Genomic DNA, 24,657 nt, shown 5'->3' with positions numbered 1-24,657 from the left:
ATCCCGGTGCCGTAATTGCTACTCCGCCTACGAAGACCGGGCGCGGCTAACGTGACGGCAAGGATGGGAGTGGACAATGGAAGCGGCTAACAAAAACCCCCCTCAATCTGACTGGGCCGAACGGGCGAAGAGGCTTTTCCCGGCCGGATCAAACGGCGAATACGACTTGCCAAATGATCTGGTGCGGGTCTTCAAGAACGGTCAGGGTTGCCGGATCTGGGATTCTGAGGGCCGCGAGTATTTTGACTACACCATGGCCTGGGGCTCGGCCCTGATCGGCCATGGCCACCCGCAGGTTGTCGAAGCGGTCGCCCGCCAGGCCGCCCTGGGCATCAATTTTGCCGCCATGAGCACGCCACTGGTCGAACTTGCCGAACGGCTGGCTGAAATTTCGCCGTGTCTTGAGCGTATGCGCTTCGTTTCAACCGGCACCGAAGCGACCATGACCTGTATCCGCATTGCCCGCGGGGCGACCGGAAAATCCAAGATTCTGAAATTTGAGGGCGCTTTTCATGGCTCACACGTCGAGGGCGTGGCCAATTTTTTCTGGTCCCGTAAAGGCGGCCTGCCTGCCGCCGAAGCAACCGGCACAGGCGGCGCCAGCGCCGTCATGGACCTTCTGGTGTCACCCTATAATGATCTGGGCGCGGCAGAACAACTGATTGCCGACAATGCGGATGATCTGGCCGCCGTCATCATCGACCCGGTTCAGCGTTCGGTGCTGGCGACCCAGGAATTTATGACCGGCTTGCGTCAAATAACAGAACGCCACGGCGTATTGTTGATTTTCGACGAGGTGGTGTCCGGGTTTCGATTGGACTTGGGCGGCGCCTGCGCCTACTACGGCGTCACCCCGGACTTGCTGGCTTACGGCAAGGCGCTGGGAGGCGGCTTCCCCATCGCCGCCCTTGGCGGTCGCGCCGATGTCATGGATGAGGTCCGCGAGGATCGACACGAAACCGATCGCTATGTGTGGGCGGCATCAACCACCGGCGGCGGGCCGGTAACATCGGCTGCGGCCCATGCGGTTCTGGATGTGCTGGGCGCGCCGGGCGCGTATGAACACCTGTTCGCCATGGGGGCACGCCTGAGAGACGGCATCGCCGCCACTTTCGCCAAACGGGGAATTGCCGCCCAGGTATACGGGCAAGGGCCGCTGGCCCAGTTTCAACTGACCGATATCGCCGTTGTCGACATGCAAAGCGAGACCACTGGTGACCGTAAGCGGCGTCGGGAGATTGACCTGGAACTGGTCCGGCTGGGTATTTTCATCAATCCCATGCTGACTAAAATTTACGTTTCCCTGGCCCACGACGCTGCCGCCGTCGACGCCTATCTGGAAGCCCTGGACGCTGCAATCGCTTAATAGCTACTGCGCCGCTTCGGCCTCATCCACCGGCGGACGCCAGCGCAGAATCGGGTTCCTGGCGGCCGAAGTTTCATCCAACCTGCGCCGCGGCGTCAGCCTGGGCGCGTCGTGGAAGTAAGTGGCGTTGCCCGCCTTAGCCCTGGCGGTCAGTCCTTTTAAGGCATCAATGTACTGATCCAGGGTCTCCTTGCTTTCGGACTCTGTCGGTTCCATCAACAACGCTCCGTGGACAACCAGCGGGAAGTACATGGTCATCGGGTGGAAGCCTTCATCGATCATCGCCTTGGCGAAATCAAGGGTGGAGACATCGGTGTCTTTCAGGAATGAGTCGTCGAACAGGGCTTCGTGCATACACGGTCCGTCGAAGGACGGGCTCAAGGTGTCCTTCAACTGGGCAAGCAGGTAGTTGGCGTTAAGCACGGCGTCGGCGCTGGCTTGCCTGATGCCGTCACCACCATGGCTCATCATGAAGGCCAGCGAGCGGATGAACATACCCATCTGGCCATGGAAACCCTTGAGCCTGCCAAATGCCTTGGCGCCTTCGCCGGTCTTGTGCTCAACCAGCCCGAAACCATCCTCGCCGTGGGTGACGAAGGGCAGGGGGGCGTAGTCGGCCAGCGCTTCGGACAGGACCACCGGACCGGCACCGGGACCGCCGCCACCGTGGGGGGTGGAGAATGTCTTGTGCAGGTTGATGTGCATACAATCGATGCCAAGGTCGCCGGGACGGACCCGGCCCATGATGGCGTTCAGATTAGCCCCGTCGCAGTAAAAGAAAGCACCGGCATCATGGATGGCATCGGCGATTTTGATGATGTCATTTTCAAACAGGCCGCAGGTGTTGGGGTTGGTCAGCATGATACCGGCGACATCGGTGTCGAGCTTGGCCATGAAGGCGTCAAAATCAACACGCCCGCGCTCGTTGGCGGGAATGGTATCGACAGCGTAACCGCAGGCCGCCGCCGTCGCCGGGTTGGTGCCGTGGGCGGATTCGGGAACCAGCACCCGTTTGCGAACGTCACCGCGGTCTTCAAGGGCGGCGCGGATCGCCATCATGCCGCACAGTTCGCCTTGCGCCCCTGCCGCCGGAGACATGGTGACGGCGGGCATCCCGCAAATCACTTTCAGCCAATGGGCACAGGCGTCAATCACCTCAAGCGCGCCTTGCGTCGTTGAAACCGGTTGCAAGGGATGTAATGAGGCAAAGCCCGGCAGACGGGCCATTTTCTCGTTCAGGCGGGGATTGTGTTTCATGGTGCACGAACCCAACGGATAAAATCCGGAGTCGATGCCGTAATTCTTCTGGCTGATGCGGGTGTAATGACGCACGGTTTGCGGCTCGGACAAATCGGGAAGACCGACAGGGTCTTTGCGTTCCAGCCCGCCAAGACGGTTTTCCACTTGCGGCGCTTCAGCAAGATCGACACCTAGACGACCTTTCGAGTTCTGCTCGAAAATCAGTGGTTCTTCTATATGCAGGCCACGGTTGCCGGTGATGGTCCCAAGTGTATCAGCCATTACAGCACCTCGCTTAATGCAGAGACCAGGGCGTCCATGTCGTCCCCGGTGGTGACTTCGGTGGCGGCGACAAGCAACAGGTTTTCCATATCAGGATTATCCGGATACAGGCGCGAAACGGGAATGCCGCCCAGTACCCCTTTTGCCGCCATCGCTTCAACCGCCGCAGCGGCAGGCCCAGAAAGCCTGAGGGTGAATTCGTTGAAGAAGGTCTCGTTGATTACTTGGACCCCCGCGATGCCCGACAGCTTGTCGGCCAATGTCACGGCGCTTGCGTGGTTCAGTTGGGCCAGACGGGCGAACCCGGTCTCGCCCAGCAGCGTCATGTGAACGGTGAAGGCCAGGGCGCACAGGCCCGAATTGGTACAAATGTTTGACGTCGCCTTCTCGCGGCGAATGTGCTGTTCACGGGTCGACAGCGTCAGCACGAAACCTCGTTTGCCATCCGTATCGGTGGTTTGACCGCAAACGCGGCCCGGCATCTGGCGCAGGTGCTTGTTGTGAACGGCGAGCAGGCCGACTGTCGGCCCCCCGTAATTGAGGGCGTTGCCGATGGATTGGCCTTCGGCGGCGACAATGTCCGCCCCCATGGCACCGGGGGAGGTGATAGCGCCCATGGAAACGACTTCGGTAACCACGGCAATTAGCAGGGCACCGGCTTCATGACAGGCTGTTGCCAAGGGATTTAAGTCGCTGACATGGCCGAAGAAATCCGGGTTCTGGACAACCACACAGGCAGTGTCGTCATCAATCAGGGAGATCAGGTCTTCATCGCCGGTGTAATTTGCTTCGGCCAGATTGATGTCCATGCCGTGAATACCGGAAATGGTGCTGGTGGTATCACGGTAATGGGGATGCAGACCGCCCGAGACGACGGCTCCTTTACGTTTGCTGACCCGCCCAGCCATCGACACCGCTTCGGCACAGGCAGTCGCCCCGTCGTACATGGAGGCGTTGGCGACTTCCATTCCGGTCATCAAGGCGACCTGGGTCTGGAATTCAAACAGGTATTGCAAGGTGCCCTGGGATACCTCCGGCTGGTACGGCGTATAGGCAGTCAGAAACTCACCACGCTGGATCATGGCATCGACAGTGGCCGGAACGTGATGACGATAAGCCCCGCCACCCAGGAACGAAGGGGCTTCTGCGGTATTCAGGTTTTTTGCCGCCATTGCCGAAATAGCCCGCTCGACTTCCATTTCGCCCTGATGGGGGGGCAGATCAATGGTCTTGGCGAGCAAGGCTTCGGCCGGGACATCACAGTAGATGTCCTCCATGGATTTCGACCCGGTTGCAGCCAGCATCTGGCTCCTGTCGGCATCGGTGAGCGGTAGATAGCGCATGGTATTGCTAAACCTTATTCCAACTCGGCGAGGTGAGTTTTGTAAGCGTCGGCGTCCATCAGGTCATCAAGCTGTGAGGCATCGCTGATGGTCATCTTGAAAATCCAGCCATCGCCTTCGGCATCGGCGTTGATGGTCGCCGGGGCATCTTCAAGAACGGCGTTACCTTCGGTTATCTGACCACTGATCGGGGCGAAAATTTCACTGGCCGCCTTGACCGATTCGACGACGCCGGCGTCATCACCCTGATCGACATCCTTACCCGCATCGGGGATTTCAACGAACACAACATCACCCAGTTGTTCCTGGGCGTAGCTGGTAATGCCGATGGTCGCGGTGTCGCCATCGACGTTGATCCACTCGTGATCTTTGGTAAATTTCATGCTCATGGGTCTTATCCTTTTTTTGCTATCAACCTTTGTAATATCGATGTTCGCTAAATGGTAGTTTGAAAACCTGTGCCGGTTGCGCTTTGCCACGAACCATCAGATCGAGGGCCGTATCAACCTTTGCGAATTCCGTCTTCACGTAGCCCATGGCGACGGGACCGTTAACACTGGGGCCAAAGCCGCCGCTGGTGATTTCGCCAATAACAGTGCCGTCTTTGTCAGTGATTTCTGTGTGCGCCCGGGCTGGCGCCTTGCCTTCGGGCTTGATGCCGACGCGTTTTCTTGGCGCGCCGTTTTCTATTTCGCCCTGAATGACAGCGGCCCCAGGAAAACCGCCCTCGGCCCGGCGACGCTTGGAAATGGTCCAGATCAATCCGGCCTGGATAGGGGTTGTCGTCTCGTCGATGTCGTTTCCGTAAAGACAAAGCCCGGCTTCCAGCCTGAGCGAGTCGCGGGCCCCCAGACCGGCGACCCTGGCTTCTGGCTCATCGAGCAGCAAACGGGCCAGGCGCTCGGCGTCTTCTGCCGGTAGCGAAATCTCATAACCGTCTTCGCCGCTGTAGCCGGAACGCGAAATAATGCAGTGGATATCGCCAATGCTGATCGGTTCAGAGGTCATGAAATCCATCAGCCGCACGGCCGGGGCAAGGCGTCCCAGAACCGCGGCAGCCTTAGGTCCTTGCAAGGCGAGCAGGGCCTGGCCTTCGATGACCTCAAGGGTGTTGCCCGCGGGTAAACCCGCTTCCATAAGAGCGTAGTCCTGATCCTTGCAGGCGGCATTGACGATCAGAAACAGATGATCGCCGCGCCGGGTCACCATCAGGTCGTCAAGGATGCCGCCCTGATCATTGGTGAACATGGTGTAGCGCATCTGCCCGTCGCTTAAAGCGGCAAGGTCGCCCGGCACCAGCGTTTCGAGGGCGGCGACGGGGTCCTCGCCCCGGATAGCCGCCTGGCCCATGTGCGAGACGTCGAAAAGGGAAGCCTGTTCGCGGGTGTGCAGATGTTCGCTAAGAATCCCGGCACTGTATTGGACGGGCATATCGTATCCAGCGAAAGGCACCATTTTAGCGCCCAGTTCCCTGTGCAGGGCATCCAGCGGTGTCTTTTTCAATTCTTGTGATTGGTCGGTCATTTGGTTCTCCAACAGTAAATTCAGGGCGCACCCGGTCGATAAACCACGACCGCTTAATGGTGCCCCCTCTGTCTTTGAACCTGAAAGATTCCCTGATCCCGTTCTCGGACGGATTCGATGACCAGGTTACATCTTCGGTGAGATCTTCAAAGCCTTGGTATCAAAGATCTGCTTTCCAGAGACTCATTCCACTACGGTCCGGGGGCCTGAGAGTTTCCGGGGCGGTTGCTCCTTCGGCGTCGTTCACTCGTCGTCTTGCACCTTGCCAGTGCTTGGAGCAAACGATCTCTCCCGTAGAGGTCTAGTTGAGTAATCTTTCAGTCAGTTTAGCGTTTCCGTCCGTCAGGTCAACAGCGCGAAATGTCAGATTGTTACTGCACGATGTTGCCGCGATTGAAATCAAGTTCCTCGCGGTTTAACTGGAAGCCCACATAGATGGAAAAATCATCCCCGGTGAGGCCACCTGTCAAGGGAATGGAAAGCTCGACCGGGGCGTCCCTTTCGGTCACGACGTAGCGATTTTTCCAGTATTTCGCCGTGAACGGGAAGCTCAGTTTGTCGAGAACGTTACCATCGCCATCAAGCAACGAGACAAAATATTCAAAAGCCGCTTCGCGGGTTTTGTTGCCGGCGCCGCGTTCCATTTTGAATTCAGTATTAATCTTGACCCTAACGACACCTTCGCCAGTGTCATCATCAATTTCATAAAAGCATTTACCGCTCAAATTGCTGATCCGACCGGTGAAATCAAGATCGACCAAATCGCGACCCGGACCGTCGATATAGCGGGTGATGATTTCGGCGTCGCCCAGTGTTGAAACCAGCGGGCAGGGTGGCGCATTTTCGGAACCGGGAAGATATGTGCAGGCGGGCAACAGCAGCAGACCGGCCAGTATGGCAGGTCGGATCAGTTTGGCTAGCTTGCCCGTCGTCACTCTCATTACCGCTCCCCTAAAGAATTTTAGAAACCAAAACCTAATATCCGCTGCCCTCTGTGTCATTATTTTTTCACATATTCCGACAGTTCACTTAAAGTCGAGGCCAGTCTCGCCAAGGCCCGCGCGCGCCCCCAGGCACCGTCAATACCTTCTGCAATTCCCAATGCCCGATTAAAGGCGGCCCAGGCGGACTGTTCCCTGTCTGCCGACAAATGGTTAAGGGCGATTTCCGAAAACATCCAGACCCGGGTAAACGGACTTTTGATTTCCGCCGTGGCGGTTTCGGCCAGGGCCATGGTTTCATCGGCCCCCGGGCCATCCCCCGCCATGCGCTGGCCAGTGGCCAGTGTCCACAGGGTTTGCGCCCGTAATTTGTCATCGCTGATCAAGATGGCGGTATCTATAGCTTGATCGAAGTTGCGGCCTTCTTTTAATCCGTCAATTTCCATCAACGCCAGGGCGATGCGCTCATAAGCGTAGGCTTTGGCAAAAGGACGCTTGATTGTCGACGCCGCTTGCAGGGCTGCATCAAGTGTATTGCGACCGCCGGCTCTGTCGCCGGATTTTTTCTGGGCCAGGGCGATGCGGGTCAGGACAACGGCGCGATAGCGAACGGCTTTAATGGTCTGGGCCGTCAAAATCGCCTGTTCGGCATGACCGGCCCTGGCTTGTGCCGCGGCGGCGGAAACCAGCACCGGTGTTCGTTCGGAAACGTCAGGCAAATCCTTGAGTATCGCCAGCGCTTGATCAGGCTTGCCGGATTCGGCAAGGGCGCTTGCCAGATGGCGCAAGGCGGCGCTGCGATGAGTGGGGTCTTCTTCCGCCCGGGCCATTTCCCTGATTTTATCGAGTTCCCTTTCTGCGATTTTGGTTTTGCCTGCTTGCGTCAGAATGCTGAGCGTGCCGCTTGCCAGTGAAACCCGTTTCAGGCTGTCATCAATTTCAACAAGTCCGTCAAGCAGCAGTTGGGCGGTTTCCTGGGCTCCCTCTAGATCATTTTTTTTGGCCTGAATGGCAGCGATGGCGGCGAGCGCTTCCAGCCGTTTGACGGCATCGGGGATGATTTCGGCGGCGGCCAGCGCTTCGACGGGCCTGCCGGCGCTGGCCTGGGCTGTGGCAATGTCACGCAGCGCCACCATGACCAGTCGCGGATCGCCAATCAGCCGTACCGTATCCATCGCCTCGCCGACCAGCCCGGCTTTGGCTTCGGCGACAAGGATTTCGCCAAGCGCCCAGTCGCGAAGCTCATTCTTGAAAATGGCGATGGCGCTCTGGGATGCCTCGTCGAGCAGGCATTTGGGGGCCGGATCAGCAAAACACTCTGTCGGATCGCGCTCAGGCGTCGCGCGCTTTTGACGCTGGTCGGGATCGGTGACCAGATCGCGGGTTTCCGGTCTTGCCAGCAGGGCCGCCCGGGCTTCGTCCATTTTACTCAAGCGTTGGCGTTGCAGTTGCTTGAGTAGCGACTGAACCTTGGCGCTGGTCTCGATATGAATAGCCAACGCTTCGTCGGCAATGCCGGTTTGCGGCAATCTTTCACGGCGTTGGTAAGTGCGGATGGCCTTGTCGGTTTGTTCGTTGAAGGCCCCGTCAGCCTCGCCCTTGTAGTATCCGGCTTCGATGAGTGCCCGTTGCACCCTTTGAACTGTGGCGTTGAAGCTGGGAAGTTCCAGCGGGTTGTAGGTGACAGCAGGCAGTTCATCCCTGGCCCGCGCCGCAACAGCGTCGCTTACCGGCAAGGCAAGGAGAATGGCCAGAAGGCCTATGAAAGGGAATAAGGGCATAACAGAAAAGGACTATCGCGCTACCGGCGCTTCGAGACAAGATGTTGTTTCGTTGCGGCTGGCCCGCCGGTGGTGCTAAAGAATGCCTGTGCAGAGATTAACGAGGGTGCCATGGCCGTTTATACCGAGGTCTCAGACGAGGAATTAATCACTTTCGTTGCCGCTTATGGCATCGGCGAGGTGACCTCGTGCAAGGGCATTGCCGAGGGGGTGGAAAATTCCAACTACCTGCTCAACACGACAAGCGGCTCGTACATTCTGACGCTTTATGAAAAGCGTGTGAATCCGGACGACCTGCCGTTCTTTCTCGGCCTGATGGCCCATCTGGCGGGTAAGGGCATTGCCTGCCCAACGCCGCTTGAAGACAACAAGGGCGAGGCCCTGGGGCAGTTATGTGATCGTCACGCCGCGATCATCACCTTTTTGGACGGTATGTGGCCGCGCCGGATCACCCCTGAACACTGCGCCGGTGTCGGCGCCGCCATGGCCAGGTTGCATTTGGCCGGGGCTGATTTTGCTATTAAACGCCCTAACGCCCTGTCTGTTGATTCCTGGCGTTCCCTGTTGCAGGCGTCAGGGGCCCGCGCCGACGAGGTCAAGCCCGGTCTTGCTGATCTTTTGACCCGCGAACTCGACGAACTGGAAGCCGATTGGCCTGACTCCGGGTCGGTCTTGCCTGCGGGCGTTATCCACGCCGATCTTTTTCCCGACAACGTATTTTTCAAGTCCGGGGCGCTGTCGGGGATGATCGACTTTTATTTCGCCTGTAATGATGTCTTCGCCTATGACGTGGCCATTTGTCTGAACGCCTGGTGTTTCGAGGCCGATGGCAGCTTCAACGTGACCAAGGCGCGGCGGTTGCTGACCGCCTATCGCAAGCAGCGTGATTTTTCTGACGCCGAACTGGCCGCCCTGCCGCTGTTGGCCCGGGGCAGCGCCATGCGTTTCCTGCTGACCCGTTTGTATGATTGGCTGAACACACCCAAGGACGCGCTGGTGACGCCAAAGGATCCCCTTGAATATTTGGAAAAACTGAAATTTCATCAAGGCGTCAAAGGGCCCGGCGACTATGGCCTCTGAGCGCGTCCAGCTTTATACCGACGGCGCCTGCAGCGGCAACCCCGGCCCCGGTGGATGGGGGGTTTTGATGTTGTGGAACGACCACGAAAAGGAACTGTGCGAAGGCGAGTTCGAGACCACCAACAACCGCATGGAACTGATGGCTGCAATCATGGGGCTGGAATCGTTGAAGCGCGGGATGGCGGTCGATCTCTATACCGACAGCACCTATGTACGCGATGGCATCACCAAGTGGATTCACGGCTGGAAGAAAAACGGCTGGAAAACGGCGGCCAGAAAGCCGGTCAAAAATGTTGATTTATGGCAACGGCTGGAGACGGCCGTCGGAGACCATCAGGTCGAGTGGCACTGGGTCAAGGGTCACGCCGGACACCCGGAGAACGAACGCGCCGACGAACTGGCCCGTCAGGGGATGACGCTTTATCGGGGTGAGTAGGGGGTCCTTGGTGCGGGAATTTAAGAACCTTTTTCGGCAACCAGCATCTTTTTTGCCAAGGCTTTCATTTTTTTAACATATTGACGTTGCGACCATCCGCAGTCCTGGGTGAGGTTTTCCCAGGTCTGTACCGATAGCAATGAGAAGAGAATATCCGTTGCCTCTTTAATGGTGTGTTCTTGTAACAGCACGCCATCATTCTTCAGTGCCTTTACCGCTGCCTGGCAGCCATGGGCAATGGCCGCCTTGCGGTCAGCCCAGGCCAGCTTTGCGGCCTCGTCCGTATCTTCCATGGCCATAAGGGCCCTGGCAACGCCGTATATTTCGGGAATGTAGTTTCCCCAGGCTTCAATGAAAGCCTCCAACCTCTCAAGGCCCGTGGCTGCATTCCGACTGGCCATGAGCCTCTCGTCAGCGTTGTTGATTTCATCCAGATAGCGGGTTGTTGCCGTTAGCAATTCGGCGCGGGTGGGAAAGTGAAGATAAACCGCCTGACGACTGATGCCTGCGGTTTTTGCAATGTCGCTCATTCTGACGCCACTACCCTGTCCTGCCTCCAGCAGTTTCCAGGCGGCGTTCAAAATACGATTGCGCGTTTCATTAATATCTCTTGACATGGTGTAAAGTAACTCGTATTTGACACCCTGTCAATTGACACCGTGTCAAGTAAACATTGAAAACGCTACAATTTAAAAGGAATGGGATATGCAAATTTCATTATCGACGAGAGTGTTCCTGGCCGTCTCTGGCCTCATTGGAATCGCTATTGGCGGCGCTCTCTTGTTCACGCCTGTAGAATTTCAGGCATCTTCAGGCATCAACCTTGCAGATGATGTCAATCTGTTAAGCGAAATCAGAGCCCCCGGGGGCGCCTTATTGGCCGCCGGAATCATCATTGTGTCTGGTGCTTTTGTTCAAAAAATCACCCAGACGTCAATCTTGTTATCTTGCCTGTTTTATCTTTCGTACGGAGCTTCCCGTCTTGTTGGTGTGATGATTGACGGTGTTCCGGGCAATGCTGTTGTCGCCGCCACGGCTTGCGAAATCATCATCGGATTAATGAGCCTTTGCGCGCTGTTGCGCTTTCACAAAAAACAAAACCGGCCAACCTAACCCATCAGAAAAATTTCTCTCAGATCATCCAATATGAAAAGGAAAGAACAATGAAAAATGTAACAAAAAGGCCGATCCTCGTGCTTGGCGGAAAAGGAAAGACCGGTCGTCGGGTGGTTGAACGCCTTCACAGCCGGGGACGAGAAGTCCGTGCCGTCTCACGTTCAACGACTCCGGGTTTTGACTGGAATGATCCCGAAACCTGGGCGGACGTGTTGCAAGGCATAGGCTCTGTCTACATTACCTATCAGCCGGATCTTGCCGTTCCGGGGGCCGTCGAAACCGTCAAACAATTCGTTGAACAGGCAATGGCGGCGGGGATTGCCCGCTTTGTTCTGTTGTCGGGACGCGGCGAAGAGGAAGCGCAGCGCGCCGAACAAGTCTTGCAGAACAGCGGTGCCGACTGGACAATCGTTCGTGCGGGCTGGTTTGCCCAGAACTTCAGCGAAAGTTTCCTGATGGATGGCGTCCTCGCGGGACAGGTTGTGCTGCCGGCGCTTTCGACAAAAGAACCGTTCGTCGATGCCGATGATATTGCGGACGTGGTTGTCGAGACCCTGTTAAACGATCATCATATAGGTCAACTGTATGAGGTGACGGGCTCACGGTTGATGACTTTTGCCGACGGGCTCAGGGAAATTAGCGCCGCTTGTGGCCGGGACATCGAGTTCATCGAGGTTTCCCCCGATGAGTACAAGGAACTCCTGATCGCCCATCAGCTTCCCGAAGATATGATTTGGCTGATCATGTATTTGTTTACGACCGTTCTGGACGGTCGTAATGAGCATGTGAACGACGGTATTCAGCGCGCCCTGGGGCGTCCGCCCAAGGACTTCACGGATTACGCCCGTGACGTAGCACAAACAGGTGCCTGGGCTGCCTGATTGTTTGCATTTGATATGTGGGGCGGACAGACTTTACGTCCGCTCCCACAGATCGGCCAAATTCTTGATTTCCGGGTCTCTTAAAGATGCTTGAACAGGCCCCGGCGTGTCCATATATTGAGTCCGGATACAAAACTAACAATCAGAGACGGGGAAATAAAAAAAATGGCCACCTACGAATGCGATAAATGCGGTATGAGCGTCAACGCCAGCTGCGGCAAATGCGACGCCCCCTTGGTAAACGATACCCTGACCCTGCCAGATGGCGGCGAAGTTCAGGTTTCCAAATGCCCCAACGATCACGGCAAGATCAAATCACCCATGTGCTGCGGCCAGGATATGAGCTGCAGCGTCTAGAGCGTATCCAACATTGCCTCTAGAGCTGCTCCAGCATCGCCTCGGCGCTGCTGACCCGGTATTCGCCGGGGGCTTCGTGGTTGAGCACGGTGACTACGCCGTCAGTGACGACCATTGAAAAGCGTTGGCAGCGCACCCCCATGCCACGTTCTGTCAGGTCCATGTCCAGGCCCATCGCCTTGGAAAATAAAGCCGCTCCGTCACCGGCCATGACAATGGTGTCGCCGACGCCCTGATCCTTGCCCCAGGCACCCATCACGAAGGCGTCGTTGACGGACAGGCAGATGATCGTATCGATGCCTTTTTCCTTAAGCGCTGCCGCGTTGCTCAGGTAGCTCGGCACATGCTGGGCCGAACAGGTGGGCGTGAAAGCGCCGGGAAGACCGAACATGGCGACTTTCTTGCCGCCGAAAAGCTCATCGGTGGAGAGGCCGTCCGGGCCGTCGGCGGTCATCACGTAGAGGGTGGCTGAAGGAATTTTATCGCCTGCTTTAATGGTCATTTTGCTTATCCCTTATGAGTCATGGTGATGGATATCTAATTACTGGCGGCGGCTTTGTCGAGGGCTTCTGTGACAATATCGCGAGTCAGCAATTCGGGCAGGGCAAGGCCTCCCGGCAAGTTTGGGCCGTAGACGGCGTTAAACGGAATGCCGTAGCGACCAAACGTCGCCAGATAAGCGGATATGGCGTCATCGGGGAGCGTCCAGTCGGCCTGCATGGCAACGACGTTTTGCGCCCCCAGCCGCTTTATCATGTCGTCCTTGGCCAGCACGAAAGCTTTGTTGACCTGACAGGTCAGGCACCAGTCGGCGGTGACATCGACGAACACGGTTTTGCCTTCACTGACAAGCACAGGTATTGCCGCCGCATCGAAGGGTTGCCACAGGCCGGTGAAACGCGGGTCTTTATCAAGCATCCGCGCCCCCGATGTTGTGTTGGGGAGCAGGGTCGGGACGGCAAAAGCGAGCAACGCCATCACCATGACGCCCATGCCACCGATTTGCCACAGTTTGCCCGCACGAAATCCCATGAAGACAAAGGCAATGACGCCGACCATCAACAAGCCAACGACAGCACCGCCATTCAGGCCGATCACCGCAGCAAGAACGCTGACCAGCCAAAGTCCGGTGAGGGCGAGGGCAAAACCCATGAACTTGCGTAATGTCAGCATCCAGGGGCCGGGTTTCGGCAACCGGGTCGCCAGTCCCGGCATCAGGGCGATCAACAGGTAGGGTGCGGCCAGTCCAAGCCCAAGGGCGGCAAAGACGGCGAAGATATCACCTGCTTCCCGGGCCAGCGCGAAGCCGACGGCGGTGCCCAGGAACGGCGCCGAGCAGGGTGTCGCCAGCAACGTCGCGAAACAACCGGTCAGGAAATGCCCGCCCATACCGTGAACATGGGCTGTCCGCGCCCCCATATCGCCAAGCCAGCCGGGCAGGCGAAATTCAAACAATCCCCAAAGATTACAGGCGAACAGGGTGATGATCAGGGTCATGGCGATCAGGAACCAGGGTTGCTGGAACTGGATGCCCCATCCGATGGTCATGCCGGCGCTTTTCAAAGCCACCAGGACGGCCGCCAGACTCAGGAAGGCAAACACGATACCGGCGGCAGAGCTTACGAAACTGGCTCGAACCTTTCGTCTTTCGGCCCCGCCATGACCAACGATGCTGAGCAGTTTGATCGACAGCACCGGCAACACGCAGGGCATCAGGTTGAGAATCAGGCCGCCAAGAATGGCCAGCGCCAAAATAACCGGCAGCGACAAGTCGGTTGCCGCGGCGGCGCTGCCGGTTCCCTGAATGACGCTAAGGGTGCCCATGGCGGTGCGCTCGCCATCGCTGAGCGTCACCCCGATCTTTATATCCGGCAAGCCCGGTGCCGCCAGTTCCTCGGCCCCATAGACCTTGGCCGTTAACACGGCCGACAGGCCATTGTTGATCAGGCGGATTGTCGGTTTGTCGAAGGCAAGGATGTCGGGACCTTCAAAAAAGGCGTCCGGTTCGACAAGCGGCGTTCGGGCGCTTAAGGAAAGCCGCAGCAGGGCTTCCTTGCCTTGTCCCAGAACCTCAAGTTTATCCATGGACAGGCCGTGGGCGAGGCCGTCGCCCGGCACCTGTACGGCAAACCGGTTGATAAGGTGGGCGAAGGCGCTTGGGCTCGCAGGTCCCGCCGGTAGCGTCAGGTTCAATTTTGCCTGATAAGGCACGCAGATGTCGTTGCAGGTCAGGTAGTCGACGTTGGCGACGGCGTTGACCGATTGGCCGGGATGCGTCGGGGTCAGGGTGATCGGGTAGACGACTTCATCCTTGTAGCCCAGCGTTTCAAGGCCGAGCACGGAAAAGCGATGGGGCACTGGCCACAACATGTGGGCCTCTGCGACATTGTCCGATCCGGTCCAGTCGATGCTCGGCGGATAGCCCGCATCGCCGGGGCTGCGCCAGTAGACCTTCCATCCCGGCTTCAAGGTAAAATGGAGGCCCAGTTTCAGGCTTTCGGCATCGCCCACGCCTTCACTGGCGGCAATCAGGCGCAGGGTCGTGTGATCTGTTTTAATGGTCTGCGATGAAGCCGACACGTCCTGGGCCATCGCCGGAAATAGGGCGTACAGGGACAGGATCAGGGCCAGGGCGGCGAATCGGAAAAACCGGGAAAGCAACGTCATAGCCGCGGATGATACCCTTTTTTGCGTATTTACGAAGTGAAAGATGGCTTTCTTCACAGACTGTTGAGAGAGCAGGTTATCCCTTGAATTAAGAGGGTTTTGTGACCAAATTATGACATATGGAAACGGTTTATTGCCTCGAAGTGTTTTGTTTAAGGCAGCCTGTTATGGCATTATAGGGCGTTCGGGACGGCAAAAACCGACTTGAAAGAGATCACATGGCTTATCGCGAGGACATCGAAAATTCACTTTCCGGGCAGCTTCTCGTTGCCATGCCCGGAATGTCCGACCCGCGCTTTGAGAAATCCGTCATTTATGTTTGCGCCCACAGTTCCGATGGGGCCATGGGCCTGATCGTCAACAAACCCTTCGACGCCATCTCATTCCCCGACCTTCTTGAACAACTGGGTGTTTCCGATTGCAGTGGTACAAACCGCATTGATATCCAGTGCGGCGGACCTGTCGAGGTTTCCCGTGGCTTTGTTTTGCACAGCCCCGATTACATTCGCGAGGCGACTCTGGTCGTCGATGAGGCCACGGCCTTAACCGCGACCCTGGACATTCTGCGCGCCATCGCCGATGGCTTCGGCCCGCGCCGCTGTTTGCTGGCTCTGGGTTATGCCGGGTGGGGCCCCGAACAACTGGACACGGAAATTCTCAATAATGGCTGGCTCAATGTCGATGCCGACGACGATCTGGTCTTCGGCGAAGACCTGGAATGCAAATGGTCGCAGGCGATGGCCAAAATAGGCATCGACCCGCGTATGCTCTCGGACGAAGCCGGTCACGCCTGAATGCTCGCCACTAGGCAAGTCGTTTTTGAATATCACCATAAGCTTCAAGCTTTGAGACCGGGCCGAGGGCGGCGACGGTCAGGGAACTTGTGAAAATGCGTCGGGCGACCCGCAGGATGGCTTCCACGTCGACCGCTTCGATATGGGCGACGGTTTCTTCTGTCGGCAACGGCCGTCCGAAGACCATCATTTGACGGGCCAGCTGTTCACAGCGCGAAGACGAACTTTCCAGCCCCATCAGGATCGAGGCCTTGATCTGGGCCCGGGCCCGGGTCAATTCCTGCTCACCGACGCTGTCCATCATTTTGTGAATTTCCTCACAGACCAGCGGAATCAATTCGGCTGTTTCATCTTTGCCGGTGCCGGCATAGATGCCAAACAGGCCGCCATCGCTATAGCTGGAACCAAAGGAATAAATAGAATAGACGAGGCCGCGCTTTTCGCGAATTTCCTGAAACAGTCTTGAAGACATGCCGCCGCCGAACAGGGTCGAGAGAACGGCAACGGAGTAAAAATCCGGATCCCGGTAGCCGACACCTTCAAAGCCGAGCAGCAGGTGGGCCTGTTCCAGCTTGCGTTCCTCGATGATGTGGCCGCCGGTGTAGTGGGCTGCCTCGCGTTCGGCTTCAGGGCCCTGTGGCAAGACGGAGAAAGCCTCGCTGGCCAGGGCGACCAGTTGGTCGTGATCGACACGCCCGGCAGCTGCAAGGATCATGGAATCCGCATTATAGTGGGCGTTCATGTAGTCAACGATAGTTTCCCGGTCCATGGCGCCGACGATTCCGGCATCGCCAAGCACTTGCCTACCAAGCGGCTGGTCGGGAAAAGCGGCTTGCTGGAAATTGTCGAAGACGACATCTTCCGGGGTGTCCTGGGCCTGATGAATTTCCTGCAGGATGACTGTCCGCTCGCGCTCCAGTTCCTCGTTCTCCATGGTCGAGTGTTGCAGGATATCGGCAATCAGGTCGACGCCCAGGGGGACGTCTTCTTTCAGGACACGGACGTAATAGGCAGTACTTTCGCGGGTTGTGTAGGCGTTAATGTGGCCGCCAACGGCCTCGATTTCCTCGGCGATGGCTATCGCGGAACGCCGGTGTGTGCCTTTGAAAGCCATATGTTCGAGCAGATGGGAAACACCGTTCATTTCCTTCTTCTCGTGGCGGGTGCCGACGCCGACCCAAACGCCCAGTGAAACCGACTCAACCGTCGCCATGGGGTCGGAGACGACCCGAAGGCCGCCCTTCAGGGTTGTCGTCCGGATACTCATCTGACGGCACCATCGGTGCCGTGGGCTTCGATAAAGGCCTGAACCTGGCTCATGTCGTTCTCAAGGATCGTGAAATGTTCGGAGCGATCAAACAGACCGGATAGTTTTTCCGGCAGCGTCGGATACTGGCCACTGGCTTGCTCGACAGCGTCAGGGAACTTGGCCGGATGGGCTGTCGCCATGGCGACAAGCGGGGTTTCGGGATTGCTGCGCCTGGCCCTGCCGGCGGCAACGCCGATGGCCGAATGGGGGTCGAGAAGCTCATTGTTTTCGGCGAACACCCGGGCAATCATCTGGCGGGTTTCATCGTCGCTGAAGCGCTGGGCGCTGAACAGCTTGTGGGCCTGCTCCATTTGTTCGGGGCCGACGCTAAAGGAACCGGTATCGTTAAAGTCGTCCATCATGGTTTTAATGATATTGCCATCGCGCCCGTAAAGTTCAAACAAAAGTCGCTCGAAATTACTGGAAATCTGAATGTCCATGCTGGGGCTGATGGTTGGGCTGACGCCTGTCATTTCCATACTGCCGGTCTCGAAAAAGCGGGTCAGGATATCGTTGTTGTTGGACCCAATAATCAGCTGTTCGATGTTCAGACCCATGCGGGCGGCACCGTAACCGGCAAAGACATTGCCGAAGTTACCCGTCGGCACAGCGAAGGAAACCGGCCTCAGTGGGTTTCCCAGCCTGACGGCCGCATAAAAGTAATAGACGCTCTGGGCCATCACCCGCGCCCAGTTGATGGAATTGACGGCAGAAAGATTGCAGCGGTCACGGAAGCTGGTGTCATTGAACATCGCCTTGACCATATTCTGGCAGTCATCAAAGGTGCCTTTGAGCGCGATGTTGTGAACATTTGCATCAACAACGGTGGTCATTTGCATACGCTGCACGTCCGAAACCCGTCCTTCAGGGTGAAGGATAAAGATTTCGATGGCGTCGCGACCACGAAAGGCCTCAATGGCAGCCGAACCGGTGTCACCCGATGTTGCGCCGACAATGGTCACCCGCTTGCCGCGCTTTTGCAAAACATGGTCAAAAATGCGTCCCAGGAACTGCATGGCGACGTCTTTGAAGGCGAGGGTCGGGCCGTGGAATAATTCCATCAGCCATTCGCCCTCAGCCAGTTGTTTCATGGGGGCGACGTCCGGATCATCAAAGCTGGCGTAGGCGTCTTCGATCAACCACCCCAGTTCATCATCGGAAATGCTCTCGCCGGTAAACGGGCGCATGACGCGAAAGGCAGTTTCGGCGTAGCTCAAATCATTCAGCGCGCTGATATCGCCGCTGCTGAAGCTGGGCCAGTTTTCAGGCACATACAAGCCGCCGTCGCGGGCCAGGCCGCTCAGCAACGCATCGTCAAAATCCAAAATCGGGGCCTGTCCCCGGGTGCTGACATATTTCAAATGGATAACCGACCTTTCAAGCGGCACAACCTATACCCGGCGGTTGCGCCATTCAAGTCAGATAGCGGGATTTGAGGTGACGGGTAAAGGCGGCGCCATCCAGGGGCCGTCCGGTTGCTTTTTCGACCATCTCACCGGCGCCAAGCGACGAGCCCAATGCGTGAACATTGTGAATCAGCCAATCGGTCAGGGGGGTGAAGTCTCCCTGCGGGATGCTTGTTGATATATCAGGCTTTTCTTCCAGAGCCGCAGAATATAACTGGGCCGCCGTCATTGCGCCCAGTGTGTAAGTCGGGAAGTAGCCCCAGGCCCCGTCATACCAGTGAATATCCTGCAGGCATCCTTCGCGATCATTGGCTGGGCGGATGCCAAGCAGGTCTTCGAGGCCGTCGTTCCAGGCGGCTGGCAAGTCGGACAAGGAAAGATCGCCCGCGATCATCTGTTTTTCCAACCGGTAGCGCAGGATCACATGCAGCGGGTAGGTCACTTCATCGGCATCGACGCGAATGAAGCCCGGCTCGACTTTTATCAGGTTCCTGTAAAGCGCCTCGACATCCCAGGCCGGTCCCGAACCGTTGAAGGCGTCGCGCATCAGGGGGGCGGCAAATTCCAGAAATCCGCGCGAGCGGCTCATTTGCATTTCGATCAGTAACGACTGGCTTTCGTGGATCGCCATGCCAAGGGCTTGACCGACCGGCTGGTAACGCCAGCGGGCGGGCAGGCCGCGCTCATACAGGGCGTGGCCGGTTTCATGCAGGACACCCATCAGGGCCGAGGAGAAATCATCTTCGTCAAAGCGGGTGGTGATGCGGACATCATCCGGGGTGCCGCCGCAAAACGGATGCAGGCTGACATCAAGACGGCCGTGGTTAAAATCGAAGCCCAGCGCGGTCATCAGTTTCAGACCCAGCTGGCGCTGTGTTTCAGCTGCGAATGGCCCTTGCGGAAAGGCCGGGGCCGGATCGGATTTCTGTTTTTCCAGCACGTTGCCCAAAAAATCCGGCAGGAAGGCTTCCAGTTCGGCGAAGCGCACGTCGATATCGGCGCTGCGGCCACCAGGCTCGAATTCGTCAAGCAGCGCGTCATAGGGGGAAAGGCCCAGTTTTTCCGCCTTCGCACTGGCGCACTGGCGAACCAGCCCCAGCAGGGCCTCCATATGGGGCAGGACGGCGGCGAAATCACTTGCTGCGCGGGCCTCGCGCCAGACGGTTTCACACCCCGTACAGGCTTTTGAAAAAGCCAGCACCAGATCTTCCGACAGGGCCGTAGCGTGGACCCACTTGCGCTTCATGGCCTGTAAATTGGCGGATTGCCAGTTATTCAGATTGCCATCCTGATCAGCCTCTTCCAGCAAATCACCGGTTTCGCTGTCGCTGAGCAGGGAATGGCAGACGCCGCTTAATTCGGCCAGTTGTTCACCGCGACCGGGGCCGCCTCCGGCGGGCATCATCGTCGCGTAGTCCCATTGCAGGGCCTCGCCGGCATCGCCAAGAACCAGAATACGACGGAAACGTTGCTCAAGCTTTTCGTAAGCAGTAGCGGTCATGAGAAGTAATCAGGCAACCACAGCATCAGGCCTTTGTCGACGAGCAGGAAGACGAAGATCATGAACAGGTAGAGGATCGAAAATAGAAACATCGAGCGGGCCTTTTTGGCGTCGTCGTCTTTCAGCACAATGATGGCATGGCGCAGAAGGCCGACGCCTAAGACGATAGCCGCGGCCATGTAGACGCGCCCGGAAAGGCCCAGAATCGTTGGCAACAGGGTCACCGGTATCAGAACCAGCGTGTAAATCAGCATCTGCACAGCGGTTTTGTGGTGGCCGACGACAACCGGCATCATCGGCACCCCGGCGGCTTCGTAATCGCCACTTCTGAACAGGGCCAGGGCCCAGGTATGGGGCGGCGTCCACAGAAAAATAATCAGGAACAGAATCCAGGCGTTGGATTCAACCCCGCCGGTGACTGCAATCCAGCCGATCATTGGCGGGAAGGCACCGGCAGCGCCGCCGATGACGATGTTTTGCGGGGTCCGCCGTTTTAACCAGATGGTGTAGATGAAAACGTAATAGACGATGGTCGTCATCAACCAGCCGGCAGCGGCGATATTGACAAAAATAGCCATGACGGAGACCGAGGCGACGGACAGGAAGACGCCAAAACCGAGCGCTTCGAGCGGTTCAAGGTGGCCCGCTGGCAGCGGCCTGTGCTGGGTTCGCTTCATGATGATGTCGATGTCGCGGTCATACCACATGTTAATCGCCCCAGACGCCCCTGCGGCGACGGCGATACAGATGATGGCAATGACGCCGGTGGGCAGGTCAATCGAACCCGGCGCCATCATCATGCCGGTCCAGGCGGTGAAGACGACCAGCGACATCACCCTGGGCTTTAACAGCAGGGCATATTCAACAACCCGCAAATTTGGCGCACGCGTCTGTTCGGCTGCGTCATTGTTGTTGATGGTGTCGGAGTCGTCGTTGGCGGGCACGGGTTGAATTCTCCATCAGGCGCGGAATGTTCCGGTCTTTACTTTATGTGCCCGTTGGCACAGCTAAAGGCAAGGATTAGTTGGCTTTTTCGACAGATTCGGCGGCTCGGCAAAAATAGAAAAAGTGCGCCCATTTGACCTCGGTTAAGGAAGCCACCGGGTAACCATGGCTGATTGGAGCAAGCTAAAACGCGCTTTTATGAGGTTAAGGCCCCGCCAGAGCATGCTCGGGGATTGTCAATGATAAGGAAGGAGAGGGGACTTATGAGCGATTTTGACACCGGTCCCGGTGGAACGGACGAAAAAATTCCATTTATGCAACAGCTGCTGGATAGCCCGCTTCTGTTGCTCGTCATCGGCATCGTTTCGCCGATGGTTTTGTATATCGTATGGGGTGTGATGGAAACCATCGCCATCCCGCTGGCTCAATAAGAAAAAGAGGGAATTTTTATTATGGGTATTTTTCCTCCACCACAGCGGGTTTGGTGGAACCAACCAATCGAAAAATCGGAGGTCATGTGGATCACCATCGCCTTTATCTGGGCCCTGGTGATGTTTTTCATGATGCCGTATTGGCACCTTGTCGGCGAACAGAATCTGTCGAACGAGGCCTATAAGATCAAACCGGACGTTTATGCCGAAAAAGTCGAAACGTGGGCAGCCAAGTATACGGTCCGCGAAGAAGGCGATACCGGCATCCCGGTCGTTCATCCACCTGCCGGAGGCGACGTCTATATGCTTGGCCGGTTGTGGGAATGGTGGCCGGTTATCGAGTTGGAAGAGGGGCAATCTTATCGTTTCCATCTGTCGTCACTTGACTGGATGCACGGTTGGTCACTGCTGCCTGAAAACATCAATATTCAGGTGCACCCCAACTACGAGATGATCTTCACTGTCAAACCGACCAGTTCTGGCGAGTTTGGCGTTATTTGTAACGAATTCTGCGGGATTGGCCACCATACAATGGTTGGCAAAATCCACGTAGTTGCTAAGTAGAGGGAGGCAATCATGGCAGAATTCAGAACGTGTCCCGATACTGGTTTCAAAATTGATCTTAATGCTGACAAGTTGATCAAATGGAACGCGGTAACGGCTGTTGTTTTCTTGTTGGTTGGTGGCTTGTTCGGCCTGCTGGTCGCTTTGACCCGCTGGCCCGCAGTTCACCTTCTTGATGCAGACCTGTTCTATCTGGCGCTAACTGCGCACGGATTGGACGTTTTGCTGGTTTGGTGCATTTTCTTTGAAATTGCATTGTTGTATTTCACCTCGGCCATTCTTCTCAATGCACGCATGGTCTTTCCAAAGATCGCGTGGATTGGTTACTGGATGATGCTGATAGGCGCCGTCATTACCAATATTGCGGTGCTCAGGGGCGACAGCTCGGTGATGTTCACATCCTATCCGCCAATGATGGCGGCCCAGGACTTCTATCTGGGTATTATCCTGTTCGCCGTCGGTGCGCTATTGGGGTGTCTGGTATTTTTTGCCACTCTGCACATGGCGCGCAAGGAAAAAACCTATGAAGGGTCTATTCCGCTGGTCACTTTCGGGGCCATGACGGCGGCGATTATCGCCGTCTTCACGATCCTGTCCGGCGCCATTATCCTGGTCCCGACCTGGTTCTGGTCCCTGGGGCTTTTGTCTCACATCGACACCATCATGTATCGGGTGATCTGGTGGGGCATGGGTCACTCTTCCCAACAGGTCAACGTCGCCGCCCAGATTGCTTGCTGGTATGCGATTGCCGCGATCCTGTTCGGTGCCAAACCGCTTAGCGAAAAGGTCAGCCGTACGGCCTTCCTGCTGTACATCCTGTTCCTGCAACTGGCCAGCGCCCACCATCTGCTGGTCGACCCGGGACTGAGCTCGGAATACAAGATCTTCAACACCTCATACGCTTTGTATCTGGCGGTGTTGGGTTCGATGATCCACGGGCTTACCGTTCCTGGCGCCATCGAGGCGGCGCAGCGCAAGAAGGGTCTTAACAAGGGTCTGTTTGAATGGCTGACCAAGGCGCCGTGGGGTAACCCGGTGTTTGCCGGTATGGCCCTGTCGGTGGTCCTGTTCGGCTTCCTGGGTGGTATCTCGGGCGTCATGATGGGCACAGAGCAGCTCAACCTGATCACCCACAACACCATCTACGTGCCCGGTCACTTCCATGGCACTGTGGTGGTCGGTACGACGCTAACGTTTATGGCGATCTCGTACTGGATCGTGCCGACGTTGTGGCAAAAAGAGCTGGTCTTCCCCGGTCTCGCCAAATGGCAACCTTACCTGTTCGGTATTGGCATGGGACTGGCCGCGACCTTCATGATGGGGGCGGGTACACTGGGTGTTCCGCGCCGGCACTGGGATATGACCTTTGCCGACTCCGCCATGGGCTATGACTTCCCGGCAGCCGCCAACCTGATGATGGGTTTGAACGGTGTCGCCGCGGTCATGGGCTCTATAGGTGCTGCGATCTTCATCCTCAACATGGTCGGTACGATCCTGTGGGGTAAGGCCAAGGTGCCAGCAGCTGCTGCACCTGCCGAAGAAGCACCGGCAGAACCCAACGTCACCGGAGCCGCCACCAGTTATGGCAGCGCCGGAACCATGGAGGTTCCCGGAACCTTCGTGTTGGCGATGATCTTCCTGGTCTCGTTCGTTCTCTATTACTTCGTTAACTGGAAGTATTTGAGCAGCGTTTGGGGCTTAAGCTAAAGGCAACAAGGACGGGCGGTTATCATGCCGCCCGTCCCGCTTTTATCATTTCGGGGGGAATGAGCTGAGGGTTATGAAAAGATCATTTTCACTTTTAATTTTACTGATGTCCTGGGTCGCCTTTTTGCCGGGCGCGCCGCTGGCCGCAACTGACAAATCCGATTACACGCCAGAACAGGCGCTGACCTATTCACAAGCCGCCATTGGCCGCACCCTTGCCAATTACGCCTTCACCGATAGCCATGGCGAGGCGGTGACGATGGCTGATTTCCGTGGCAAACCACTGGTTGTCAGCTTTATCTACACCAGTTGCGCCGATAGCTGCCCGATCATCACCCAGACCCTGGCCGACGCCGCCGCCAGCGCCCGCAACGCCCTGGGGAATGACAGTTTTTCCGTTGTCTCCGTCGGCTTCGACAGCGCCGCGGATAGCCCCGACCGGATGCGCTACTTCGCCACCCAGCAAGGTATTGACGTTGCCGATTGGAAATTTCTGAGCGGCGACTTGCCATCCATGGTGGGCCTGGCTGAAAACCTGGGCTTTATTTTCTATTCCTCGCCCAAGGGTTACGATCACTTATCGCAAGTGACGGTTCTTGATGGCAAGGGGGTCGTCTACCGGCAGGTTTATGGCCAGACTTTTGACTTGCCGCTGCTGGTCGAACCATTGAAGGAACTTGTTTTCGGTACGCCGACGCCGTTTGCCAGTGTTGGCGACCTGATCAAGAAGGTGCGGCTGTTTTGCACCATTTATGACCCGGCACAGGACCGCTACCGTTTTGACTATTCGATTTTCATCCAGCTTTTTGTCGGCACCCTGATCGTCGGCGGGATGTTCATCTTTGTCGTCCGCGAATGGGTTCGCATATTCAGGGCCCGCCGTCGTAAACCCGGTTCATCATCTCATCGTCAGTCATCGGCCTGAGGGCCTTTATAACCCCCTTGATCAGCATCAATGTAATGTGCCCTATTGGGCTTCATTAAGGA

Annotated in this window: 24 protein-coding genes and 2 riboswitches; of the genes, 11 read left to right on the top strand and 13 right to left on the bottom strand. The window is 57.0% G+C overall.

Annotated features, from left to right (window positions below; genetic code table 11):
- The first annotated feature begins 76 nt into the window (after positions 1-76).
- On the top strand, positions 77-1,366 hold the full coding sequence (locus HOL66_04635; GenBank protein ID MBT5243509.1) for an aminotransferase class III-fold pyridoxal phosphate-dependent enzyme: 1,290 nt from the start codon (positions 77-79) through the stop codon (positions 1,364-1,366).
- A 3-nt stretch (positions 1,367-1,369) separates the two neighbouring features.
- Here HOL66_04635 and gcvPB read toward each other — a convergent pair whose 3' ends face one another.
- The 6 genes from gcvPB to HOL66_04605 all read right to left on the bottom strand — a co-directional run bounded on the left by gcvPB (position 1,370) and on the right by HOL66_04605 (position 8,476).
- Positions 1,370-2,887 carry an aminomethyl-transferring glycine dehydrogenase subunit GcvPB gene (gene gcvPB / locus HOL66_04630; GenBank protein MBT5243508.1) on the bottom strand — a complete coding sequence of 506 codons (1,518 nt, stop codon included), beginning with the start codon at positions 2,885-2,887 and terminating at the stop codon, positions 1,370-1,372.
- Positions 2,887-4,230, bottom strand: coding sequence for an aminomethyl-transferring glycine dehydrogenase subunit GcvPA (gcvPA, locus tag HOL66_04625; protein MBT5243507.1), 1,344 nt, complete (start codon positions 4,228-4,230; stop codon positions 2,887-2,889). Before gcvPA ends, gcvPB begins: the two co-directional genes overlap by 1 nt.
- Before the next feature lie 14 nt (positions 4,231-4,244).
- Positions 4,245-4,619 carry a glycine cleavage system protein GcvH gene (gene gcvH, locus HOL66_04620; GenBank protein MBT5243506.1) on the bottom strand — a complete coding sequence of 125 codons (375 nt, stop codon included), beginning with the start codon at positions 4,617-4,619 and terminating at the stop codon, positions 4,245-4,247.
- A 22-nt stretch (positions 4,620-4,641) separates the two neighbouring features.
- Positions 4,642-5,754, bottom strand: a complete 1,113-nt coding sequence (gene gcvT / locus HOL66_04615) for a glycine cleavage system aminomethyltransferase GcvT (protein ID MBT5243505.1) — start codon at positions 5,752-5,754, stop codon at positions 4,642-4,644.
- A 66-nt stretch (positions 5,755-5,820) separates the two neighbouring features.
- Positions 5,821-5,935: riboswitch (glycine riboswitch) on the bottom strand.
- 3 nt (positions 5,936-5,938) lie between these two features.
- Positions 5,939-6,058: riboswitch (glycine riboswitch) on the bottom strand.
- 67 nt (positions 6,059-6,125) lie between these two features.
- Positions 6,126-6,695 (bottom strand): hypothetical protein, encoded by a 570-nt coding sequence (locus HOL66_04610; protein ID MBT5243504.1) that lies wholly within the window; start codon positions 6,693-6,695, stop codon positions 6,126-6,128.
- Positions 6,696-6,754: 59 nt separating this feature from the next.
- On the bottom strand, positions 6,755-8,476 hold the full coding sequence (locus tag HOL66_04605; GenBank protein ID MBT5243503.1) for a peptidoglycan-binding protein: 1,722 nt from the start codon (positions 8,474-8,476) through the stop codon (positions 6,755-6,757).
- 111 nt (positions 8,477-8,587) lie between these two features.
- Here HOL66_04605 and HOL66_04600 point away from each other — a divergent pair, with 111 nt between their 5' ends.
- Positions 8,588-9,556, top strand: a complete 969-nt coding sequence (locus HOL66_04600) for a homoserine kinase (protein MBT5243502.1) — start codon at positions 8,588-8,590, stop codon at positions 9,554-9,556.
- Positions 9,546-9,992 carry a ribonuclease HI gene (gene rnhA / locus HOL66_04595; protein MBT5243501.1) on the top strand — a complete coding sequence of 149 codons (447 nt, stop codon included), beginning with the start codon at positions 9,546-9,548 and terminating at the stop codon, positions 9,990-9,992. The genes HOL66_04600 and rnhA overlap by 11 nt, the downstream gene beginning before the upstream one ends.
- 20 nt (positions 9,993-10,012) lie before the next feature.
- Here rnhA and HOL66_04590 read toward each other — a convergent pair whose 3' ends face one another.
- Complete coding sequence (locus HOL66_04590; protein MBT5243500.1) at positions 10,013-10,609, bottom strand: TetR/AcrR family transcriptional regulator; 597 nt, start codon at positions 10,607-10,609, stop codon at positions 10,013-10,015.
- Positions 10,610-10,697: 88 nt separating this feature from the next.
- On the opposite strand from HOL66_04590, the gene HOL66_04585 reads away from it, so the two are divergent.
- From HOL66_04585 to HOL66_04575, 3 genes are all read left to right on the top strand, one after another.
- On the top strand, positions 10,698-11,105 hold the full coding sequence (locus HOL66_04585; protein MBT5243499.1) for a DUF4345 domain-containing protein: 408 nt from the start codon (positions 10,698-10,700) through the stop codon (positions 11,103-11,105).
- Between the two features lie 50 nt (positions 11,106-11,155).
- Positions 11,156-11,989 carry an NAD(P)H-binding protein gene (locus tag HOL66_04580; protein ID MBT5243498.1) on the top strand — a complete coding sequence of 278 codons (834 nt, stop codon included), beginning with the start codon at positions 11,156-11,158 and terminating at the stop codon, positions 11,987-11,989.
- A gap of 165 nt (positions 11,990-12,154) precedes the next feature.
- Complete coding sequence (locus HOL66_04575) at positions 12,155-12,346, top strand: hypothetical protein (protein MBT5243497.1); 192 nt, start codon at positions 12,155-12,157, stop codon at positions 12,344-12,346.
- 19 nt (positions 12,347-12,365) lie between these two features.
- Here HOL66_04575 and HOL66_04570 read toward each other — a convergent pair whose 3' ends face one another.
- Together HOL66_04570 and HOL66_04565 are read right to left on the bottom strand one after the other, a co-directional pair.
- A complete protein-coding gene (locus HOL66_04570) occupies positions 12,366-12,848 on the bottom strand; it encodes a peroxiredoxin (GenBank protein ID MBT5243496.1) in 483 nt (160 codons plus the stop codon).
- Between the two features lie 35 nt (positions 12,849-12,883).
- On the bottom strand, positions 12,884-15,013 hold the full coding sequence (locus tag HOL66_04565; GenBank protein MBT5243495.1) for a hypothetical protein: 2,130 nt from the start codon (positions 15,011-15,013) through the stop codon (positions 12,884-12,886).
- A 218-nt stretch (positions 15,014-15,231) separates the two neighbouring features.
- On the opposite strand from HOL66_04565, the gene HOL66_04560 reads away from it, so the two are divergent.
- Positions 15,232-15,807 carry a YqgE/AlgH family protein gene (locus HOL66_04560; GenBank protein MBT5243494.1) on the top strand — a complete coding sequence of 192 codons (576 nt, stop codon included), beginning with the start codon at positions 15,232-15,234 and terminating at the stop codon, positions 15,805-15,807.
- 10 nt (positions 15,808-15,817) lie between these two features.
- Here HOL66_04560 and HOL66_04555 read toward each other — a convergent pair whose 3' ends face one another.
- The 4 genes from HOL66_04555 to HOL66_04540 are packed head-to-tail and all read right to left on the bottom strand — an operon-like array spanning position 15,818 to position 20,940.
- Positions 15,818-17,074: an insulinase family protein gene (locus HOL66_04555; protein MBT5243493.1), complete on the bottom strand. Its 1,257-nt coding sequence runs from the start codon at positions 17,072-17,074 to the stop codon at positions 15,818-15,820.
- Positions 17,071-18,477, bottom strand: a complete 1,407-nt coding sequence (locus tag HOL66_04550) for a threonine synthase (protein ID MBT5243492.1) — start codon at positions 18,475-18,477, stop codon at positions 17,071-17,073. The genes HOL66_04555 and HOL66_04550 overlap by 4 nt, the downstream gene beginning before the upstream one ends.
- 52 nt (positions 18,478-18,529) lie before the next feature.
- Positions 18,530-20,023, bottom strand: a complete 1,494-nt coding sequence (locus HOL66_04545; protein MBT5243491.1) for a carboxypeptidase M32 — start codon at positions 20,021-20,023, stop codon at positions 18,530-18,532.
- Entirely contained in the window at positions 20,020-20,940 is a 921-nt protein-coding gene (locus HOL66_04540) for a protoheme IX farnesyltransferase (GenBank protein ID MBT5243490.1), read from the bottom strand. The genes HOL66_04545 and HOL66_04540 overlap by 4 nt, the downstream gene beginning before the upstream one ends.
- A gap of 291 nt (positions 20,941-21,231) precedes the next feature.
- On the opposite strand from HOL66_04540, the gene HOL66_04535 reads away from it, so the two are divergent.
- The 4 genes from HOL66_04535 to HOL66_04520 all read left to right on the top strand — a co-directional run bounded on the left by HOL66_04535 (position 21,232) and on the right by HOL66_04520 (position 24,595).
- Entirely contained in the window at positions 21,232-21,399 is a 168-nt protein-coding gene (locus HOL66_04535; protein ID MBT5243489.1) for a hypothetical protein, read from the top strand.
- Between the two features lie 21 nt (positions 21,400-21,420).
- The gene (locus HOL66_04530) at positions 21,421-21,963 is read left to right on the top strand and encodes a cytochrome C oxidase subunit II (protein ID MBT5243488.1); all 543 of its coding nucleotides are present in this window, start codon (positions 21,421-21,423) and stop codon (positions 21,961-21,963) included.
- A 12-nt stretch (positions 21,964-21,975) separates the two neighbouring features.
- The gene (locus tag HOL66_04525) at positions 21,976-23,670 is read left to right on the top strand and encodes a cytochrome C oxidase subunit I (GenBank protein ID MBT5243487.1); all 1,695 of its coding nucleotides are present in this window, start codon (positions 21,976-21,978) and stop codon (positions 23,668-23,670) included.
- Positions 23,671-23,743: 73 nt separating this feature from the next.
- Positions 23,744-24,595, top strand: coding sequence for an SCO family protein (locus tag HOL66_04520; GenBank protein MBT5243486.1), 852 nt, complete (start codon positions 23,744-23,746; stop codon positions 24,593-24,595).
- Positions 24,596-24,657 lie beyond the last annotated feature (62 nt).

The sequence above is a fragment of the Rhodospirillaceae bacterium genome, from assembly GCA_018662005.1.
GTDB lineage: Bacteria > Pseudomonadota > Alphaproteobacteria > Rhodospirillales > JABHCV01 > JACNJU01.
This window is presented reverse-complemented; position numbering and strand designations above follow the sequence as displayed.

What these genes read in the sequence shown, in the direction of transcription:
- HOL66_04635 (MBT5243509.1), top strand. Translation starts at nt 77, where the DNA reads ATGGAAGCGGCTAACAAAAACCCCCCTCAATCTGACTGGGCCGAACGG.
- gcvPB (MBT5243508.1), bottom strand. Translation starts at nt 2,887, where the DNA reads ATGGCTGATACACTTGGGACCATCACCGGCAACCGTGGCCTGCATATA.
- gcvPA (MBT5243507.1), bottom strand. Translation starts at nt 4,230, where the DNA reads ATGCGCTATCTACCGCTCACCGATGCCGACAGGAGCCAGATGCTGGCT.
- gcvH (MBT5243506.1), bottom strand. Translation starts at nt 4,619, where the DNA reads ATGAGCATGAAATTTACCAAAGATCACGAGTGGATCAACGTCGATGGC.
- gcvT (MBT5243505.1), bottom strand. Translation starts at nt 5,754, where the DNA reads ATGACCGACCAATCACAAGAATTGAAAAAGACACCGCTGGATGCCCTG.
- HOL66_04610 (MBT5243504.1), bottom strand. Translation starts at nt 6,695, where the DNA reads ATGAGAGTGACGACGGGCAAGCTAGCCAAACTGATCCGACCTGCCATA.
- HOL66_04605 (MBT5243503.1), bottom strand. Translation starts at nt 8,476, where the DNA reads ATGCCCTTATTCCCTTTCATAGGCCTTCTGGCCATTCTCCTTGCCTTG.
- HOL66_04600 (MBT5243502.1), top strand. Translation starts at nt 8,588, where the DNA reads ATGGCCGTTTATACCGAGGTCTCAGACGAGGAATTAATCACTTTCGTT.
- rnhA (MBT5243501.1), top strand. Translation starts at nt 9,546, where the DNA reads ATGGCCTCTGAGCGCGTCCAGCTTTATACCGACGGCGCCTGCAGCGGC.
- HOL66_04590 (MBT5243500.1), bottom strand. Translation starts at nt 10,609, where the DNA reads ATGTCAAGAGATATTAATGAAACGCGCAATCGTATTTTGAACGCCGCC.
- HOL66_04585 (MBT5243499.1), top strand. Translation starts at nt 10,698, where the DNA reads ATGCAAATTTCATTATCGACGAGAGTGTTCCTGGCCGTCTCTGGCCTC.
- HOL66_04580 (MBT5243498.1), top strand. Translation starts at nt 11,156, where the DNA reads ATGAAAAATGTAACAAAAAGGCCGATCCTCGTGCTTGGCGGAAAAGGA.
- HOL66_04575 (MBT5243497.1), top strand. Translation starts at nt 12,155, where the DNA reads ATGGCCACCTACGAATGCGATAAATGCGGTATGAGCGTCAACGCCAGC.
- HOL66_04570 (MBT5243496.1), bottom strand. Translation starts at nt 12,848, where the DNA reads ATGACCATTAAAGCAGGCGATAAAATTCCTTCAGCCACCCTCTACGTG.
- HOL66_04565 (MBT5243495.1), bottom strand. Translation starts at nt 15,013, where the DNA reads ATGACGTTGCTTTCCCGGTTTTTCCGATTCGCCGCCCTGGCCCTGATC.
- HOL66_04560 (MBT5243494.1), top strand. Translation starts at nt 15,232, where the DNA reads ATGGCTTATCGCGAGGACATCGAAAATTCACTTTCCGGGCAGCTTCTC.
- HOL66_04555 (MBT5243493.1), bottom strand. Translation starts at nt 17,074, where the DNA reads ATGAGTATCCGGACGACAACCCTGAAGGGCGGCCTTCGGGTCGTCTCC.
- HOL66_04545 (MBT5243491.1), bottom strand. Translation starts at nt 20,023, where the DNA reads ATGACCGCTACTGCTTACGAAAAGCTTGAGCAACGTTTCCGTCGTATT.
- HOL66_04535 (MBT5243489.1), top strand. Translation starts at nt 21,232, where the DNA reads ATGAGCGATTTTGACACCGGTCCCGGTGGAACGGACGAAAAAATTCCA.
- HOL66_04530 (MBT5243488.1), top strand. Translation starts at nt 21,421, where the DNA reads ATGGGTATTTTTCCTCCACCACAGCGGGTTTGGTGGAACCAACCAATC.
- HOL66_04525 (MBT5243487.1), top strand. Translation starts at nt 21,976, where the DNA reads ATGGCAGAATTCAGAACGTGTCCCGATACTGGTTTCAAAATTGATCTT.
- HOL66_04520 (MBT5243486.1), top strand. Translation starts at nt 23,744, where the DNA reads ATGAAAAGATCATTTTCACTTTTAATTTTACTGATGTCCTGGGTCGCC.